At 40.0% G+C, this 14727-nt stretch carries 17 protein-coding genes; 2 read left to right on the top strand and 15 right to left on the bottom strand.

Features of this window, described 5'->3' with window-relative positions; translation table 11 throughout:
* Positions 1–125: 125 nt before the first annotated feature.
* The 3 genes from N0824_RS18315 to N0824_RS18305 form a co-directional block, all read right to left on the bottom strand.
* On the bottom strand, positions 126–2042 hold the full coding sequence (locus N0824_RS18315) for a hypothetical protein (protein WP_108937787.1): 1917 nt from the start codon (positions 2040–2042) through the stop codon (positions 126–128).
* Positions 2011–2364 carry a hypothetical protein gene (locus N0824_RS18310; protein WP_108937786.1) on the bottom strand — a complete coding sequence of 118 codons (354 nt, stop codon included), beginning with the start codon at positions 2362–2364 and terminating at the stop codon, positions 2011–2013. The genes N0824_RS18315 and N0824_RS18310 overlap by 32 nt, the downstream gene beginning before the upstream one ends.
* Positions 2365–2475: 111 nt before the next feature.
* Positions 2476–3027, bottom strand: a complete 552-nt coding sequence (locus N0824_RS18305; protein WP_108937785.1) for a thioredoxin family protein — start codon at positions 3025–3027, stop codon at positions 2476–2478.
* Between the two features lie 41 nt (positions 3028–3068).
* Between N0824_RS18305 and N0824_RS18300 the strand changes: the two genes are divergently transcribed.
* Together N0824_RS18300 and N0824_RS18295 are read left to right on the top strand one after the other, a co-directional pair.
* Positions 3069–3473, top strand: coding sequence for an NIL domain-containing protein (locus N0824_RS18300; protein WP_108937784.1), 405 nt, complete (start codon positions 3069–3071; stop codon positions 3471–3473).
* A 235-nt stretch (positions 3474–3708) separates the two neighbouring features.
* Positions 3709–5118, top strand: coding sequence for an isochorismate synthase MenF (locus tag N0824_RS18295; protein WP_108937783.1), 1410 nt, complete (start codon positions 3709–3711; stop codon positions 5116–5118).
* A gap of 11 nt (positions 5119–5129) precedes the next feature.
* Here the strand turns inward: N0824_RS18295 and N0824_RS18290 are convergent, their stop codons facing one another.
* From N0824_RS18290 to N0824_RS18235, 12 genes are all read right to left on the bottom strand, one after another.
* Entirely contained in the window at positions 5130–6506 is a 1377-nt protein-coding gene (locus tag N0824_RS18290) for an aldehyde dehydrogenase (RefSeq protein WP_108937782.1), read from the bottom strand.
* A gap of 30 nt (positions 6507–6536) precedes the next feature.
* Positions 6537–8015 carry a hypothetical protein gene (locus N0824_RS18285; protein ID WP_108937781.1) on the bottom strand — a complete coding sequence of 493 codons (1479 nt, stop codon included), beginning with the start codon at positions 8013–8015 and terminating at the stop codon, positions 6537–6539.
* A gap of 70 nt (positions 8016–8085) precedes the next feature.
* Positions 8086–8877 (bottom strand): TIGR03943 family protein, encoded by a 792-nt coding sequence (locus N0824_RS18280; RefSeq protein ID WP_108937780.1) that lies wholly within the window; start codon positions 8875–8877, stop codon positions 8086–8088.
* A gap of 24 nt (positions 8878–8901) precedes the next feature.
* Positions 8902–9912 carry a permease gene (locus tag N0824_RS18275; RefSeq protein WP_002793150.1) on the bottom strand — a complete coding sequence of 337 codons (1011 nt, stop codon included), beginning with the start codon at positions 9910–9912 and terminating at the stop codon, positions 8902–8904.
* A 285-nt stretch (positions 9913–10197) separates the two neighbouring features.
* Positions 10198–11007 carry an ATP-dependent sacrificial sulfur transferase LarE gene (gene larE, locus N0824_RS18270; protein WP_108937779.1) on the bottom strand — a complete coding sequence of 270 codons (810 nt, stop codon included), beginning with the start codon at positions 11005–11007 and terminating at the stop codon, positions 10198–10200.
* A 215-nt stretch (positions 11008–11222) separates the two neighbouring features.
* Positions 11223–11483: a type II toxin-antitoxin system RelE/ParE family toxin gene (locus N0824_RS18265; RefSeq protein WP_108937778.1), complete on the bottom strand. Its 261-nt coding sequence runs from the start codon at positions 11481–11483 to the stop codon at positions 11223–11225.
* A complete protein-coding gene (locus N0824_RS18260; protein ID WP_045359291.1) occupies positions 11484–11699 on the bottom strand; it encodes a hypothetical protein in 216 nt (71 codons plus the stop codon). It abuts the gene before it with no gap.
* Between the two features lie 96 nt (positions 11700–11795).
* Positions 11796–12491, bottom strand: a complete 696-nt coding sequence (locus tag N0824_RS18255) for a PEP-CTERM sorting domain-containing protein (RefSeq protein WP_108937777.1) — start codon at positions 12489–12491, stop codon at positions 11796–11798.
* A gap of 310 nt (positions 12492–12801) precedes the next feature.
* A complete protein-coding gene (locus N0824_RS18250; RefSeq protein ID WP_108937776.1) occupies positions 12802–13230 on the bottom strand; it encodes an HNH endonuclease in 429 nt (142 codons plus the stop codon).
* Positions 13227–13613: a hypothetical protein gene (locus tag N0824_RS18245; protein ID WP_108937775.1), complete on the bottom strand. Its 387-nt coding sequence runs from the start codon at positions 13611–13613 to the stop codon at positions 13227–13229. The genes N0824_RS18250 and N0824_RS18245 overlap by 4 nt, the downstream gene beginning before the upstream one ends.
* 148 nt (positions 13614–13761) lie before the next feature.
* Entirely contained in the window at positions 13762–14103 is a 342-nt protein-coding gene (locus N0824_RS18240; RefSeq protein WP_108937774.1) for a XisI protein, read from the bottom strand.
* Entirely contained in the window at positions 14091–14507 is a 417-nt protein-coding gene (locus tag N0824_RS18235; RefSeq protein WP_108937773.1) for a XisH family protein, read from the bottom strand. Before N0824_RS18235 ends, N0824_RS18240 begins: the two co-directional genes overlap by 13 nt.
* Positions 14508–14727: the final 220 nt, after the last annotated feature.

Genomic DNA, 14727 nt, shown 5'->3' with positions numbered 1-14727 from the left:
AAAAGTTTGTTGGTGTGGGGTGTGGGGTGTGGGGAGAACAAAGCTGCCTTTTACCTTTTGCATGAGTGCCTTTTGCCTCTCCTCATAACTAGGGTCTGCTGGATAAACAGTCGAGAATAACTAACTTAAGGAGAAGACAGAATCAAAGCATTGGAAAATTGATATTTCCCTGCTTTCACGGTTAATTTGCCCTTTTTCCATGGCAGAGAAACCGGAGAGTTATCTCGACTTAAACTGTTATAAAGGGCGAAATTTTTTGACCAGTCGTGCTTTTGACCGTTACGAATTAACATCGGCAGTAGATTGATTTGATTATAGGTAAATTGTAAACTCTGTCCCTGACTGCCTTTAAATAAGAGGCTGCCTTGGTTAATTTGAGTTAAATTTACTTGACTTTTTTGCTTAAATATGCTCTTGAAATTATCATAACTACCCTGGGTTGCCGCTTCCCCCACTTCCAGGGCAAAACCCGCATAATTGTTACCTGTGGGTAAAGCTTGGTAAGTATTATCATCGGGATAAGGGGAATTAGGAATCTCGATAATTTCAGGATAAGAAAGATTTATTAATCTCAGAGCTAACCAAGTTTTTTCTAATTGAATAAACCAGATATTATCATCTTTTTCTACCTTGGCGGTTTTCGGTAATTGCCAGAAAAAAGCTTGATCTGCTGGTCGTAACCAGATTAAAAGATTGCGATATTGTCCGATTTCATCCCCAGGATTTTTGCCTGGTTTTACGCCATTTTTGCCAGTGTTAGCCACAAAAAAATCCACCCCTTTGTGTTGATTAAAGGCCATTAATTTAAACGGGGCCACATCGCCATCGGGGAAAGTTCCCGCCAGACTACCCATTTGATAACTAGCCCCGATAAATTGAGTTTCCCAATAACCCGGACTTTGATTATTCCCCGGTTTCCAGTTTTCATACAGGGGTTTACTGGCCAGAATTTCTACCGGTTTATTAAAGTTTTTTCTGGCTAATTCCATCACTGCTAAAGGAGGACGATAACCACTGGTAATTAGATAAAGAGAGTCCAATTCCGGGCGATTATTGGGGACAGGAGTATCACCAAAGTATAACCAAAAAGTGCGGGCTGCACTCGATCGCATTACCCCATTACTACCACCATAATCGCGTTTTACAGGGCCACCCCAACCACCGCGATAATATTTAACACTAGCGGCCATGGATAACCAATCTAGGGCCATTTTTGCCCATTGTTTAACTTCCGTATCTTGAGCAAAATCGTAGAGATTGAGATAGGGAGCAAAGGTGTGACCGTGATAAACTTCTGAATCCCATTCTCCCATACCGATGTTATATAAAGCCGAAACGTAACGCTTAATTTTACTTTTATAAAGTTGACGAGTTGCCTCATTTCCGGTTTCTTCGGCCATCAGATAAACCGATGTTTCGCGCATTGCTCGTAGGTTATCAGTATTGCGACCATCTACCCATAAACCCCGTCTTTTCATACTCCAATCATTACCGGTTCCTTGGCCATTACCATGGATAGGATGGGGGCGTTGTAAAGGGTCGGTTTCTGTCCAAATTTTCGCCGCATTATACATTCTCTGACGATAAACAGGATCGAGATATTTTCCGAGCAGAAAATATTTTCTAATTTGTCCTTTCAGGGTAAAAGAAAAATAATAATCTATATAATCAGTGTGGGCCTGTTCTTGTGTTTGTGGATCATCCTGCTGCAGGAAATCTAGGGCTTTTTGCCGGTTTCCTGCCAAGAAATCAAACATGGCCATAGGATAGGCTCTTTTCTCGTTTTCTCCCCACAAATTGCCATAACTTTCTGCCTTAGCAAAATGGTTAATAACCTGCTTTGCCCTTTGTTGAAATTCTGCCTCTAATTCCAGTGTCCAATCGTTAAGATATTGGGGTTGAACTTCGGCAACAGGGAAGGAAGCGATCGAGTTTTGAGAAACCGAATAGAGGGAGTTAAAGCCAATAGTAAATAGGGCAATTATTCCCGCTAAAACTAGATATTTAATTCTAGATCCAATCGTCATCTTCTGCAAATTCATCGATGTTTCCTTGATTTTCTGGGGACTGAGGTTGATTCTCTTTATCTAATTGTAAAGGAACTGGTTCAGGAGGGATAATTTCTGGTAATAATTCTTCGGGTTTTTGACCATCTACCTCCACCACAATTATTTCTGTGACGGGAAACCAAAGTATCCGCCCTTGATCATCACAAACCATCACCGATCGTGATTTATCTGGAGTCTCAGTTGCGAAGAAATCTCCTAACATTTTGGTGGGTAAAATATTCTTACTTTCACCCCCACTAACTCCTAGGAATATATATTCGTTACCCGTGGTCAAATGTTGGACAATAATCGCCATAGTTAAAAGGTTTTAGTCAATGAAATGTACTGATGGATAGTTGACTCTTGAATGATAGCTTTCCGCCCTAAGCTTTCCACTGATAACTGATAACTGATTACTGATAACTGATTACTGCTTAACTTGACTGCCGTGACTGCGGGGATCGGTTTGACTAGCACCCACAAGGATATTAAAATCAGAAGTCTCTCCCGTAGTGGTGGCATAGGGTAGGGTGGAATTAGTTAAAAGTGCTTCTAAATTAGCAGTTAAAATTGATTTTGGTTGTTCTCCGATCGCTTGGGCAACCGGTTGTCCTTGGTTATTTAAAAAGACAAAATGGGGAATACCATCCACACGATAACGGAGAATTTCTGGCAACCATTTATTATTATCAACGTTGAGCATGACAAAATTAATGGCATTACCGTATTGTTTTTTAATTTCGGCAATTTCAGGGGCCATCGCCTGACAACTGGTACACCAATTAGCATAAAATTCTGTCAGGGTGGGTTTACCATTGCCGAGGGCAAGATCGAAAGGTGTCGCTTTTTCCGCTTGCGCTTCCAAAGATACAGAACTAGCGGTGGTTTGAAACCCCAAGAAAATCGCTACACTAAGGATAACTGCCGTTACTGCCAGCAGCAGATTTCTGATTTTATTGGTGGGTGTGGTGGCTGTCATGGATAGTCTCTCAAAAATTATTCCTATCCTATCCTATCCTCATGAAAAAACGCGTTACTCTCACTTTTCCCAAAAAAGCCGTCCATATGCCCGTTACCTATCGACTGGCGAAGGATTTTAACGTCGCCGCTAATATTATCCGCGCCCAAGTTGCCCCCAATCAAGTGGGAACATTAGTATTAGAATTATCGGGAGATATCGATGAGTTAGAAGCGGCGATCGAATGGTTACAATTACAAAATATTGGCGTTTCCCAAGTTAGTCGCGAAATCGTCATTGATGAAGAAAAATGCGTCGATTGTGGCTTATGTACGGGAGTTTGTCCCACGGAAGCTTTAACCCTTGATCTGGAAAGTTTTCGTCTTAAGTTTTTGCGTTCCCGTTGTGTGGTTTGTGAACAATGTATCCCCACTTGTCCCGTGGTGGCAATTTCCACAAACTTGTAAAGTAGCAGTTATTAAATTAATTTTTTTGCCCATTTAAATAATAGCCATCTCTGGAGATTTTAAGCCTTCCTTGATCTCCAACCCAGTTAATCGTCACAAATATCTCGCTCCTTTTCTGCCTAAAGACCCTTTCTCCGATATCATAGTTAAAAAGAGAGCCTTGACTCTGGCCACATCTGTGGGGATTACATACCATTAATCATGGTTTTTTTGCAAAAAATACAAAAAACTTGACATGACTTCTGCCGTTCCTCGCCTTTCCTATCCTGATAGTCCAATTGCTGATCTTCGCAGCCTCTATAACTTTATCCTCAACCCGCAACTGTTAGCCGCAGAAAAGGGAAATCCGTCGATCATCAGTTTTTGTCAAAAAATTTCCCCCTTTGATCCCCTAGAAATTCTCTCTCGGATTGCTTCTAGCTATCCCACCCATTGTTATTGGGAAAATCCCGAACGAGAAACGGCTTTTCTCGGCTACGATATCGCCTTTGCTGCCACTTTCCACGGCAAACAACGTTTTTTAAAAGCTCAAAAATTTATTGAAAACTGTCAACAAAGAATTATCAAAATTGATAACTATAGCGAGATTACTCCCCGCATCTTTTGTAGTTTCACTTTTTTCGACTCGGCAACAGCTACCCCCTTTCCCTCAGCTAACCTAACCCTGCCTAAGTTTCAAATTATCAAAAAACAGTCGGAATATTTTTTCCTTACCAATCTCTTAATCACCGGCGAAGAAGAAATAGAAAATTCCCTCGAAGAAACTATTAATAACCTCAAAATCATTCAAAATAACTCCAGCAATTGCCGACAAAATCACCATCAGGATCCCTGTAGTTATTATATTCATCCTACCTATAATTTTCAAGCGGCTGTTGCCGATGCACTCCAATCTATCCAGGCTCAAAATTTTAGCAAAATTGTCCTCGCTCACGCTCTTGACGTGATTTCTCCCCGTCCTTTTCATCTGGTAAACTGTCTCGATAATTTGCGTCAGCGTCATCCCGATTGCTACACTTTTTCCCTCGGCAATGGACGGGGAGATCATTTTATCGGCGCTAGTCCCGAACGCTTGTTAACTGTCCATCAGGGGCAATTAATCACCGATGCTTTAGCGGGATCCGCCCCCCGGGGAGAAAATGCGCTCGAAGATGCTCTTTTAGCCAATAAACTCCTCGCTAGTGAAAAAGAACAACGGGAACATCGGGCTGTTAGTGACTTTATTAACCAAAAATTGCGACAAATTGGCTTAAATCCGCAAAATTCCCCCTCTAGATTGTTAAAACTCTCCAATATTCAACATCTCTGGACTCCTATCCATGCCAAACTCAAACCCTCCATCCATCCCCTCGAAATTGTTGCCCAACTACACCCCACTCCTGCTGTTGCTGGGGTTCCCACCGAGATCGCTTTAGCACAAATTCGTCATTATGAAACCTTTGATCGCTCTCTTTATGCCGCTCCTTTGGGTTGGATTGATTGTCAAAATAATAGTGAGTTTATTGTTGGTATTCGTTCGGCATTAATTAAAGGCGATCGAGCGCGATTATACGCCGGTGCGGGTATTGTTGCTGGTTCCGATCCAGAAAAAGAACTAGCAGAAATTCAGCTGAAATTTCAAGCTCTCTTAAAAGCTTTAACTTAAACTGTAGCTTTTTACCGAACCAATAACTTAAATAAGCCTAATTTACCCTTAAAAGGCGGATATTTTAAAGCGGGATTGAACCAAAGAGGTGTTTTCATAATCGCTTTTTGGTGACTAAAATTCTCAAAGGAAAAACGACCATGATAGCTACCAATACCGCTATTTCCCCGACCACCAAAGGGTAAACTAGGATTAGTAAAATGAAAACTATTGTTGTTAATACAACCTCCCCCAAACTGGACTGATTCTACCCATTTCTTTTCGGTTTTTGCCTTGGTAGTAAACAGATAAAAAGCTAGAGGGTTAGGGTTTTTAGCAATAATTGCTAAAGCTTCCTCAAAAGTGCTAAAGGCAATGATCGGTAAAATTGGTCCGAATATTTCCCCTTGCATAATAGGAGCATCGAGGGAAACATTAGTTAATAAAGTTGGTTGAATATATAAATTTTCTCGATCGGTTTTGCCTCCAAAAACAATCTCACCATCTTGGAGAAAGTCAATCAGGCGGTCAAATTGTTTCTGATTAATTATTTTACCATAATCAGCACTTAATCTGGCATCTTCACCGAAAAAATTAACAATAGTATTAGCTAATTCTCTAATCAAATTCTCCTGCTGGGATTGATGTACCAAAACATAATCAGCCGCGATACACATTTGACCACAATTAGAGAATTTTGTCACGGCAATGCGACGGGTTGCCACGGAAATATTAGCATCAGCTTCGATAACACAGGGACTTTTTCCCCCCAATTCTAGAGTAACGGGAATTAACTTTGCTGCCGCGAGTTGATAAATAATTTTTCCTACCCTGGTACTGCCAGTAAAAAATATATGATCAAAGGTAAAACTGTCTAACATATTCGGAATTACTTCCGCACCATCTCCGGGTACAATTAACACATATTCTTCTGGGAATATTTCTTCAATTATTTTAATTACTAATTTTTCCGTCGCTGAGGCAAATTCACTCGGTTTTAATACCGCACAGTTACCAGCAGCAATGGCCCCGACTAAAGGCGCTAATAACAATTGGAGGGGATAATTCCAAGCAGCAATAATTAAAACCACTCCTAAAGGTTCCCGAATAATTTGACTGGAGGAAGGGAAATTTAAAAGATTAGTTTTAACAGGTTTGGGTTGCATCCATGAGCGCAAATTTTTTAAAGCGGTATTAATTTCCACCAAAAGGAAACCATTTTCAGTAATCCAACAATCTTCGGGACTTTTCTTTAAATCGCTATATAAAGCTTCATAGATCTCCGCTTCATATTTAATGATTGCCTGTTTTAACTTCTCTAACTGCTGACGACGGAATTGATAGGAACGAGTGGCACCACTAACAAAATACTGACGCAATTTGGCTAATTTTTCTGAGTTTGACAGCATCGAAATAATTCCTAACTTAATGATGAAATTCTATGGCATCCACTGGGGACGAATTCCAGCTAGAGGTAATTCAATTAAATCAGATTTACTTGCTTTCACTCCATCTTGTAGGGGAGGAATTAACATCCACAAACGACCACCGATAATTGTTTCTCCTGAATCGGTAGTTAGGGGATTAGTCGGATTAGTATCATAACTGGTGCGAAGTTGATCAAAAATAATTGCTAAACTATCGGGAGATAAACTAATGTGAATATCACGATAATCGGCTAATTCCAGTAGGGGAGTCACTTGACCTGTCTTCACATCTATTTTAGCAAAATAGGGTTTTTCTTTGTACTCTTGACTGTTAGTAACTAACTCGGTTAACAAACAATACAAATCACTACCAGTGGCATTAAATTGACAATCTATAATCGAACCTTGTAGATTGAGTAAGCGTTTTTGTAATCCTTGATTATTGACATAAAAAAGCGATCGAATATAACGCATTTTAGCATTATCAGTATTAAAATTCACCATTGCCGCAGCCGTACCATCAGCAGAAAAATTTAAAATTCGCCCAAATTTTGGTAAAAAATCTAGGGGTTTTGTTTCGGTTTTTAAAGGCAAAAGGGCGATTCCTTCCCCCTGGGTGACAGCCAAAGTTTTACTATCAGGTGCGATCAAAAATTCGCCACCTTGAATGTTTAATTGTTGGGGTTTTTCCCCCGATTTAACTGCCCATAAATCGAAGTTAATCGGATTGCGGCGCTCAATTCTCTGCACGACAATAGTTTCCCCATCTTTAGCTAAATCAAAATGATTATTTTGATAATCTTTATTGTCTAGCACTAACTCAATTTTTGCAGGGGATTGACTGCTATCAACTTGATAAAGCTGCAACTCGCGAATTCCCTGTATACCCTGATTTTTCGCCACGGCCGAAAAGAGGATTTTTTTACCATCAGGGTAAAATTCAAAAGCCATAACGGTCAAATTTGCGGGGGTTAAGAGGGTTTTCTTCTCCTCGGTCAAGTTATAAAAAATTAATCTTCCCTGTTCTTCCCCATTAGTGCCAATATAGGCAAAAGCACGATCGCGACTTTTAAATTCTCTTTCAAAGATTCCTAGGGTTTGTCCTAATCGATTACCGCTGGGAAATTGTTCCCGCGCACCTTCAATTTGCAGATGATATTTTTCTCCGTAGGGAATGGGAGAAGTGAGGGTATAAGCTAATCGTCTTCCGGCCCAACTAAACTTCCCCGGGAGCGGAGGATCGATAACTAGATTTTTTTCTACACTAGCATGATCCATGGGGCGATCAAAAGTGATAATAAATGCTTGATCTTCCGCTCCAATTTCTCGATTTTCCCAGCTAAATTCCTTGACCCTTGGACCAGTTTGTAAAAGACATTGATTACCACAGCTATTACCTAACCAAATTAAGCCACCAATTACTAAGGTTAGCGATACAATTAATGTTATCGCTAATTTATCAATCGGTTGTAGTTGTAAGGTCTTGATCATTATAGTAGATGGTTAATAACAACGACTGCTCACTGATAACTGATAACTGATAACTGATAACTGATAACTGTTAATATCCGTAGGGATCCCCAGGAGTGGGTATAGATTTCACGGATTTGGCCTTAATTACTAATTGTCTTCTGGTGGTTGATTTTCCCACCTCTACGGGTAAAGATTCCGTGGCCATTTCTCCAGTGATTTCTAACCAAGTATCATTGGGATATTGACCGCGACTTCCTGATAGTTTCACTGGCAAACCCACGGGATAAGCATCTACGGCACAACAGGTAAGAATAAAGCGACTAATTAATAGATAATTATCGGGTAATTGGGGCAATTGTACCACAAAACCTGTGACTTTTACCGGTTGTCCTGTGTAAGCATCAGGTTCGGGGTAAGCATTCAAAGTTCTTACCCATTCAATTAAACTTTTTTCCTCCGGTTTAACGGTAGTGCCAAAGGATTGAGTTTGCACGCGAGTTAGGGGTAAAGATTCACTAATTCCCCTCTGTAATGCGATTTGACTACTGAGGGGCTGCGGGGCGATAAATAGGCCTAAAAGGGCAGTTATTACTAATAAACCTGAGCCAAAATGTTGGGGAAGAATGGTAATATGCGATCGATTATCATTACTATCTAAATTAATCTTTTTTTGCCACTCTTTTAATAATGTCCAAAGCTTGACTAATCCTAGGGCAAATAAAGCAATACTGGTGATGAGAACCAGAATAAAATAATTAGGATGGATCAGTAAATTTAACTGTCCAGTTATCCAGTATTTAAATAGTAACGAACCCCAACCGATGAGGGCAATAATATCGATAAATTGGGGAGCGATTATTTTTAGACGTGATGAATTCATGGGAAAAACTATCTAGGGACTGACCTAAAATAAATAACTGTGAGCCAAGGTGAGTAAAAAAGTCATTTGCGCTGCCAAAGCAAAGAGATAAATTAACATTCTCGGTTTAAAAATAGACAACATTAAACCAATCCCTTTCAGGTCAATCATTGGACCGAACACTAGAAACGCCAGCAGGGAACTACTGGTAAAACTAGAGGCAAAGGAGAGAGCAAAAAAAGAATCAACCGTGGAACAAATCGAAACAATTACCGCTAACAGCATCATGGCCAAGATCGAAGTAATCGGATCCTGACCCAAATTAAGAACAAATTCCCGGGGAACAAATACCTGTAAACCAGCCGCTATAGCACTTCCTAAGATTAACACTCCTCCTAATTCGCGTAATTCCATCACCACGTTTTCCAGAAAAGTTAACCAGCGCCTTTTCATCGGGATTGCTTGCACTGCCGGTAGGACAGCAGTAGCGGCAAAACTTTCATCTAAGCGCAAAGTTTGCCCAGAATTACCGATCAGAAAAGAACCGGATTGTAGTAGTAGTGGGATAGATTCTTTTTCCGGTGTTTGCGGTTGCCAATTGAGACTTTTTGCCAAAGAGGTTTGTAGGAGCGGTCGGGGATCTTTTTGGATACTAAAGATAATCCCGATAACCGTAGCGATGAACAAAGAAAAGATAACTCGATAGAAAACAATTTCCGGTTGATCGCGAAAAGCTACCCAAGTGGACCAGATAACAATCGGGTTAATTGTCGGCGCTGCTAAGAGAAAACTAACCGCTACTGCATTCGGCATTCCTTGCACAAGTAAACGTCGCGCCACCGGCACATTGCCACACTCGCAGACGGGGAACAAAAACCCAATACATCCCCCCACAAATGCTCCTAAAACAGCATTGCGAGGCATCAAGGCAACTAGGCGACGTTCATCGACAAATATTAAAAGAATACTAGAGAGAATCACCCCTAGCAGTAAGAAAGGCATCGCTTCCACCAACAGGCTCAGGAATAGGGTAAAGGCATTTTGTAGTTGACTCATCTATCCTCGCCTTGGCAATTAGAGGTTTAGGGGTAAAGACTTAGGAACCCTGGAAAAAGGTTCATCAGTCCGCTCCCCGGCTTTTTAACATTTTTTTAATATATACGATCGAGTGACTTCTGGGACAGGTTTTAGGTTTTGGGGTTTTGGGGTGTTAGGGTTTTAGTTGAAATTCCCCCACTTCCCCACTTCATAATTCATAATTGATAATTCCCACACCCCACTTCCCCACTTCATAATTCATAATTCATAATTCATAATTCCCACTCTACCATCACCTCACTCCTAGAGGACTCGATTAAGCTTGCCGCTTTGATAACCTTCTAGATCGAGGGTGACATAGATAAAGCCTAGTTTTTGCAGATCAGCGACTAATTCGCTTAAATTTGTCCGATTAATAAAGTCGGGGATTTCTGCTGCTGGTAATTCAATCCGTGCCGTATCGCCGCTCGATCGCACCCGTAATTGACGATAACCTAATTTTCGCAGATAAATCTCCGCCCGTCCGACTCTTTGCAATTTCTCCAGGCTAATTTCCTCCCCGTAGGGAAAACGGGAACTTAAACAGGGTTGCGCCGGTTTATCCCACCAAGGTAAATTTAAGTAACGAGATAGTTGACGAACTTCGCTTTTTGTGATAACAATTTCCGCCAAAGGTGAACGAGCGCCGCGCTCCCTAGCGGCTTGGATCCCGGGACGATAATCCCTTAAATCATCAGCATTAACGCCATCGATGACGTAGGAATAACCACGAGCGAGAGCGAGGGGTTTAAGGGTGTCGTGTAGCTCACTTTTGCAGAAATAACAGCGATTAACGGGATTACTGGTGTAATTGGGGTTATTCATTTCCTCGGTTTCCACCAATTCGTGCCGAATACCGATATAATCGGCCTGAGCGATCGCTTCTTGCAATTCTTCCGGCAGTAGGGAAGGGGAAACCGCCGTAATTGCCAATGCTTGACCCCCTAGCAGATCATAGGCCACTTTGGCCACTAGGGTGCTATCCACGCCCCCAGAATAGGCAATCAGAGCTTTTTCGCTGGTTTTTAAGAGGTTTTGTAATTGTCCGAGTTTATCGAGTAATTGACTGTCCATGGCGGCGATTTTGGCAACTGGTTTAGGGAGACCGTTTTTTATTATATGCCGTGCCGTAATTAATCAGGGCTACCGCTCGATTTATACTGCCATAATTTTGTCAATAATTGGGCTGTCTTTGGCAATTTTTACTAGAAAATAATCTCGCTATCCTAAGGATAGGCGGTTAAAATGCGTCTTAGCTTATTGCTGATCCCAATTATTTTAGTAAGTATTTAGTCATAAACTTCACTTCTATGACCTACTCTAACAATAATAATTATCCTACTCTCTCGATCAAATTCATAAATAACCCGATAATCTCCTACTCTTAATTTGTAAAACCCTGACCATTCTCTCGTAAGAGGTAGGGGAGTTATCTGTTCAAAGTTGATAGCTAACCATTTAATTTTATTAAGAATCCTCAGTCTGATAAAATCTGTGATCAAATCTAAATCACTTATCGACTCTGGTTCAAAAGTAACAGAATAGCTCATTTAAGGTTCTATCCCATATCTTTTATCCACCTCAGCTGCGGGAATAGTCGCTCTTCCTTGTAGTCTTTTTTGTCGGATTTCTAATAACTTTTCTTTAAAAGATTCCTTAACTTGTTTTCCCTCATCTGGATCACCAAAGTATTCATCTAGAGTATCATCTACTGTATTACGGATTAAACTTTGTAACTCTTGGGGAGTCATGTCTTTTATCTGCATATTTGCCCCTATTCAGAAAAGATAATTGACCTATCACTCCCGATTATATCAAGATATCGGGGCCCCCCCTCTGTAGTTGCCCCTGCCAAGGATAATTTATCCCCGACGACGAAGAGAAGCAGCACCCAAGGCACCAACAGCGATTAAACTCACTATACCACTAGGTTCCGGGGTTGATACACCACCGCCACCAGCAGGAGTGATATCCCCATTAAGAGCCACAAACCCACCCCCGGCAACATTAGTGGAGTTTTCACCAAAGAAGAAGACATTTGGGGTGTTAGCATTCAGTCCATAGAGACGGAACTGCACCGGTCCGGTTTGGGGTGCTAAACTGCTTAGGTCAAAGCTGTAGGTAATAAAGCCACCTGTTAAGCTAACTTGTGTCCCTAAATTACTGGTGAACCCATCAACACTAGAGCGCAAGACCAAATCTAGCCGCGTTTCATCTTGCGCCGCATTGAGTTGTAAGTTAGTAAAATCGACTTGAAAACCTGCACTAGGTTGTACGGCAAATTCCACATATTGGCTGGTATTAACAGTGCTACCTGTATTCCAACCGTTAGTAGTAGAACCACCCAACAGGAAGATAGGATCATTCTCCCGATTTATCCCGGCGGTGTTTAACCCAGTGCTGGTTATATTCGCACCTACAGTATTCGCCGCTTTGGGATAGGTTGCGGTACTGGCATTAAATGAATTCCAACCAGCTACTATTGCCGCTTGAGCAGGAGTAACCCCAGCTAACCCCATCAGAGTCAAGGGGGTTAAAATTGTCAGTAATTTTTTCATAGATTCGATGACAGTAATAGGAGAAAATTATGGTCATATTTAACGCTAGTTTTGCGCCAATATTCTGCAACAGAAAGTATCACAAGGGGGGGGAGTCAAGGGGTATTTAATCATAATTTTTTATTGATTTTTATATTTAACATAGTTGTGGGTTATATAAATATTTTTGACTGGTTGCAAGGTTATAAGTAGTCGTGCAAAATTAATTTCCTAGTGAAGATAGGCAAGAGGCAAGAGGCAAAAGCTTTGTCGAAATGTGTAATTAATTTTGCTCAGGTACTTATCAAAATGAACTGCTTTGGTTTTGAAGTTAAATTTTAGGGGGATGCCATCCTGCTAAGATCCATTGTTGTCTAACTGTGGTGGCAATCAAATTATTGAGTTTTAATGCCATAACCGTTGCACGTCCACAAGGGGTTTTTCCTAAAATTTGTGTTCCCTCTTGACTCCATTGAAAATGTTCTGACCATATTTGTTTTCTTGGATTAAAAAGGGGAACAATTTGCTCAGTTTCTGGGTCTTTTGCTTCGGTTTGTCTGCCTTTATAGCTATTGCATAAACGACAAGCTAACCAGAGATTATGTTCATCATCGCTTCCCCCTTTAGCTTTAGGAATGATATGTTCAATCTCCAGCAATCCTAACACATATTTTTGTAAACTTAAACAATACCCACAGCGATTGTTAGCCTGTTGGCGAATTTTATCTTTAATATAGTCGGGAATAGGGCTAGGATTCATGCTTCTAAGGGTGAAATTAATCCTCTTTTAACCGCTTCATTTAATCCTTGTGCCTTCTTTAACAAGTTTATTTGATAAATTTGCATCAATGACCAAAGTTCCCTATTTTCAAAGGTTGATAAATCCCTCTCTTGTTGTTGATTGAGCAACTCGCTTAATCTTTGATCCTGTTCTGATGCCATTTGTAATTGAGTTAATTTGATAATTTCTTCATCTGATAATGAATTTAGGGATGAGATTTTTTCGCCTTGATAATTGGGACTAATAGAAAAAGTGATCGCTTCTACTAATATATCATTAAGATCACGGTTAATTGAATGGGCTAAGGATTGAGCTAGATTAAAAATCTCATCAGGTAGGGTTAAAGTAATTGAAATGGCCATAAGCCTTTTTTATGTGGGGTTATAGAGATATTATGATTATAGCTCAAATTCTTGTTACCCATAGGATAAACTGGTTCAAAAGTAACAAAATAGCTCCTTTAAGCTTCTTTTATAAACCTCAGATTTCGAGGCAAGATTTACCGATAACTTAACTCACAGCAAACCCAGTTAACTTACGAGTTTCCAGATCATAAAAGGCTAAAACTATATCTTCTTTAGAAATACCCTCCCTTAATAATTCCGTAGCCATACCTTCCTCAGTCCAATCCTCCTCAATATAAATCTTCTCATTTTTAATCCTAATATGGACTTGAATATTCCTGATTTTTTTCTTGCCTTCCCAACCCATAAAAAGCCAAAAATACTGATCATGTATCTCGTCAAAAACCAGACAACTTTCTTGATCTAAATTAGCAGAACCAGAAACCCATTCGTGATATTCTGTTAATACTTTTTTAATGGCATTGCGATATTTTTCTAGTCTATCCATTGTAAAATTTTCTCCTTTTCCATCTCAACAACCAGCAAAAGTAATTGATTTATTTTCAGAATATCCTGAATTGATTCTCGTTGGAAAAAATTTTCATAAATGCTGTCTTTAATGGCTAGATAAATTTGATATTCTGGTTCGGTAAGACTGATTAAATTTCGATATAAAATATATTGTCCTAAAGCTATTTCAAAATCTCTCATAGGTGAGGGACTTAAAAAGCTTTTGATTTCCACAACAATTTTACGTCCATTTCTTTCAGCAGCCAAAGGTTTTTCTGCTGCTAAATCAGCAAATAATTCAACATCTTTATATTTAATTTTATAAGGATCAGCTAAAATACTCCAACCGTCTTTAATTAAGGCATTTTTCACGGCTTCATGGTAAATATCTTTTGCTGGCATGGTTCTAAAAAAGTCATTTCATTAGTTATATTTAATTTTATTAACAATCCTAAGTCTGATAAAATCGGTGATCAAATTTAAATCAGTTATCGAGTCTGGTTCAAATTTAATTTTTGTTGATGATAAAATTTAGTTTAATTTAAACGATCCCCCCTTCTCCCCTTAATAAGGGTGCTGATAGTCGGGAGGATCTGAATTAAAACCCACTTACTTAGGGGAG

This window comes from Microcystis sp. 0824 (assembly GCF_003112475.1).
GTDB lineage: Bacteria > Cyanobacteriota > Cyanobacteriia > Cyanobacteriales > Microcystaceae > Microcystis > Microcystis aeruginosa_C.
This window is presented reverse-complemented; position numbering and strand designations above follow the sequence as displayed.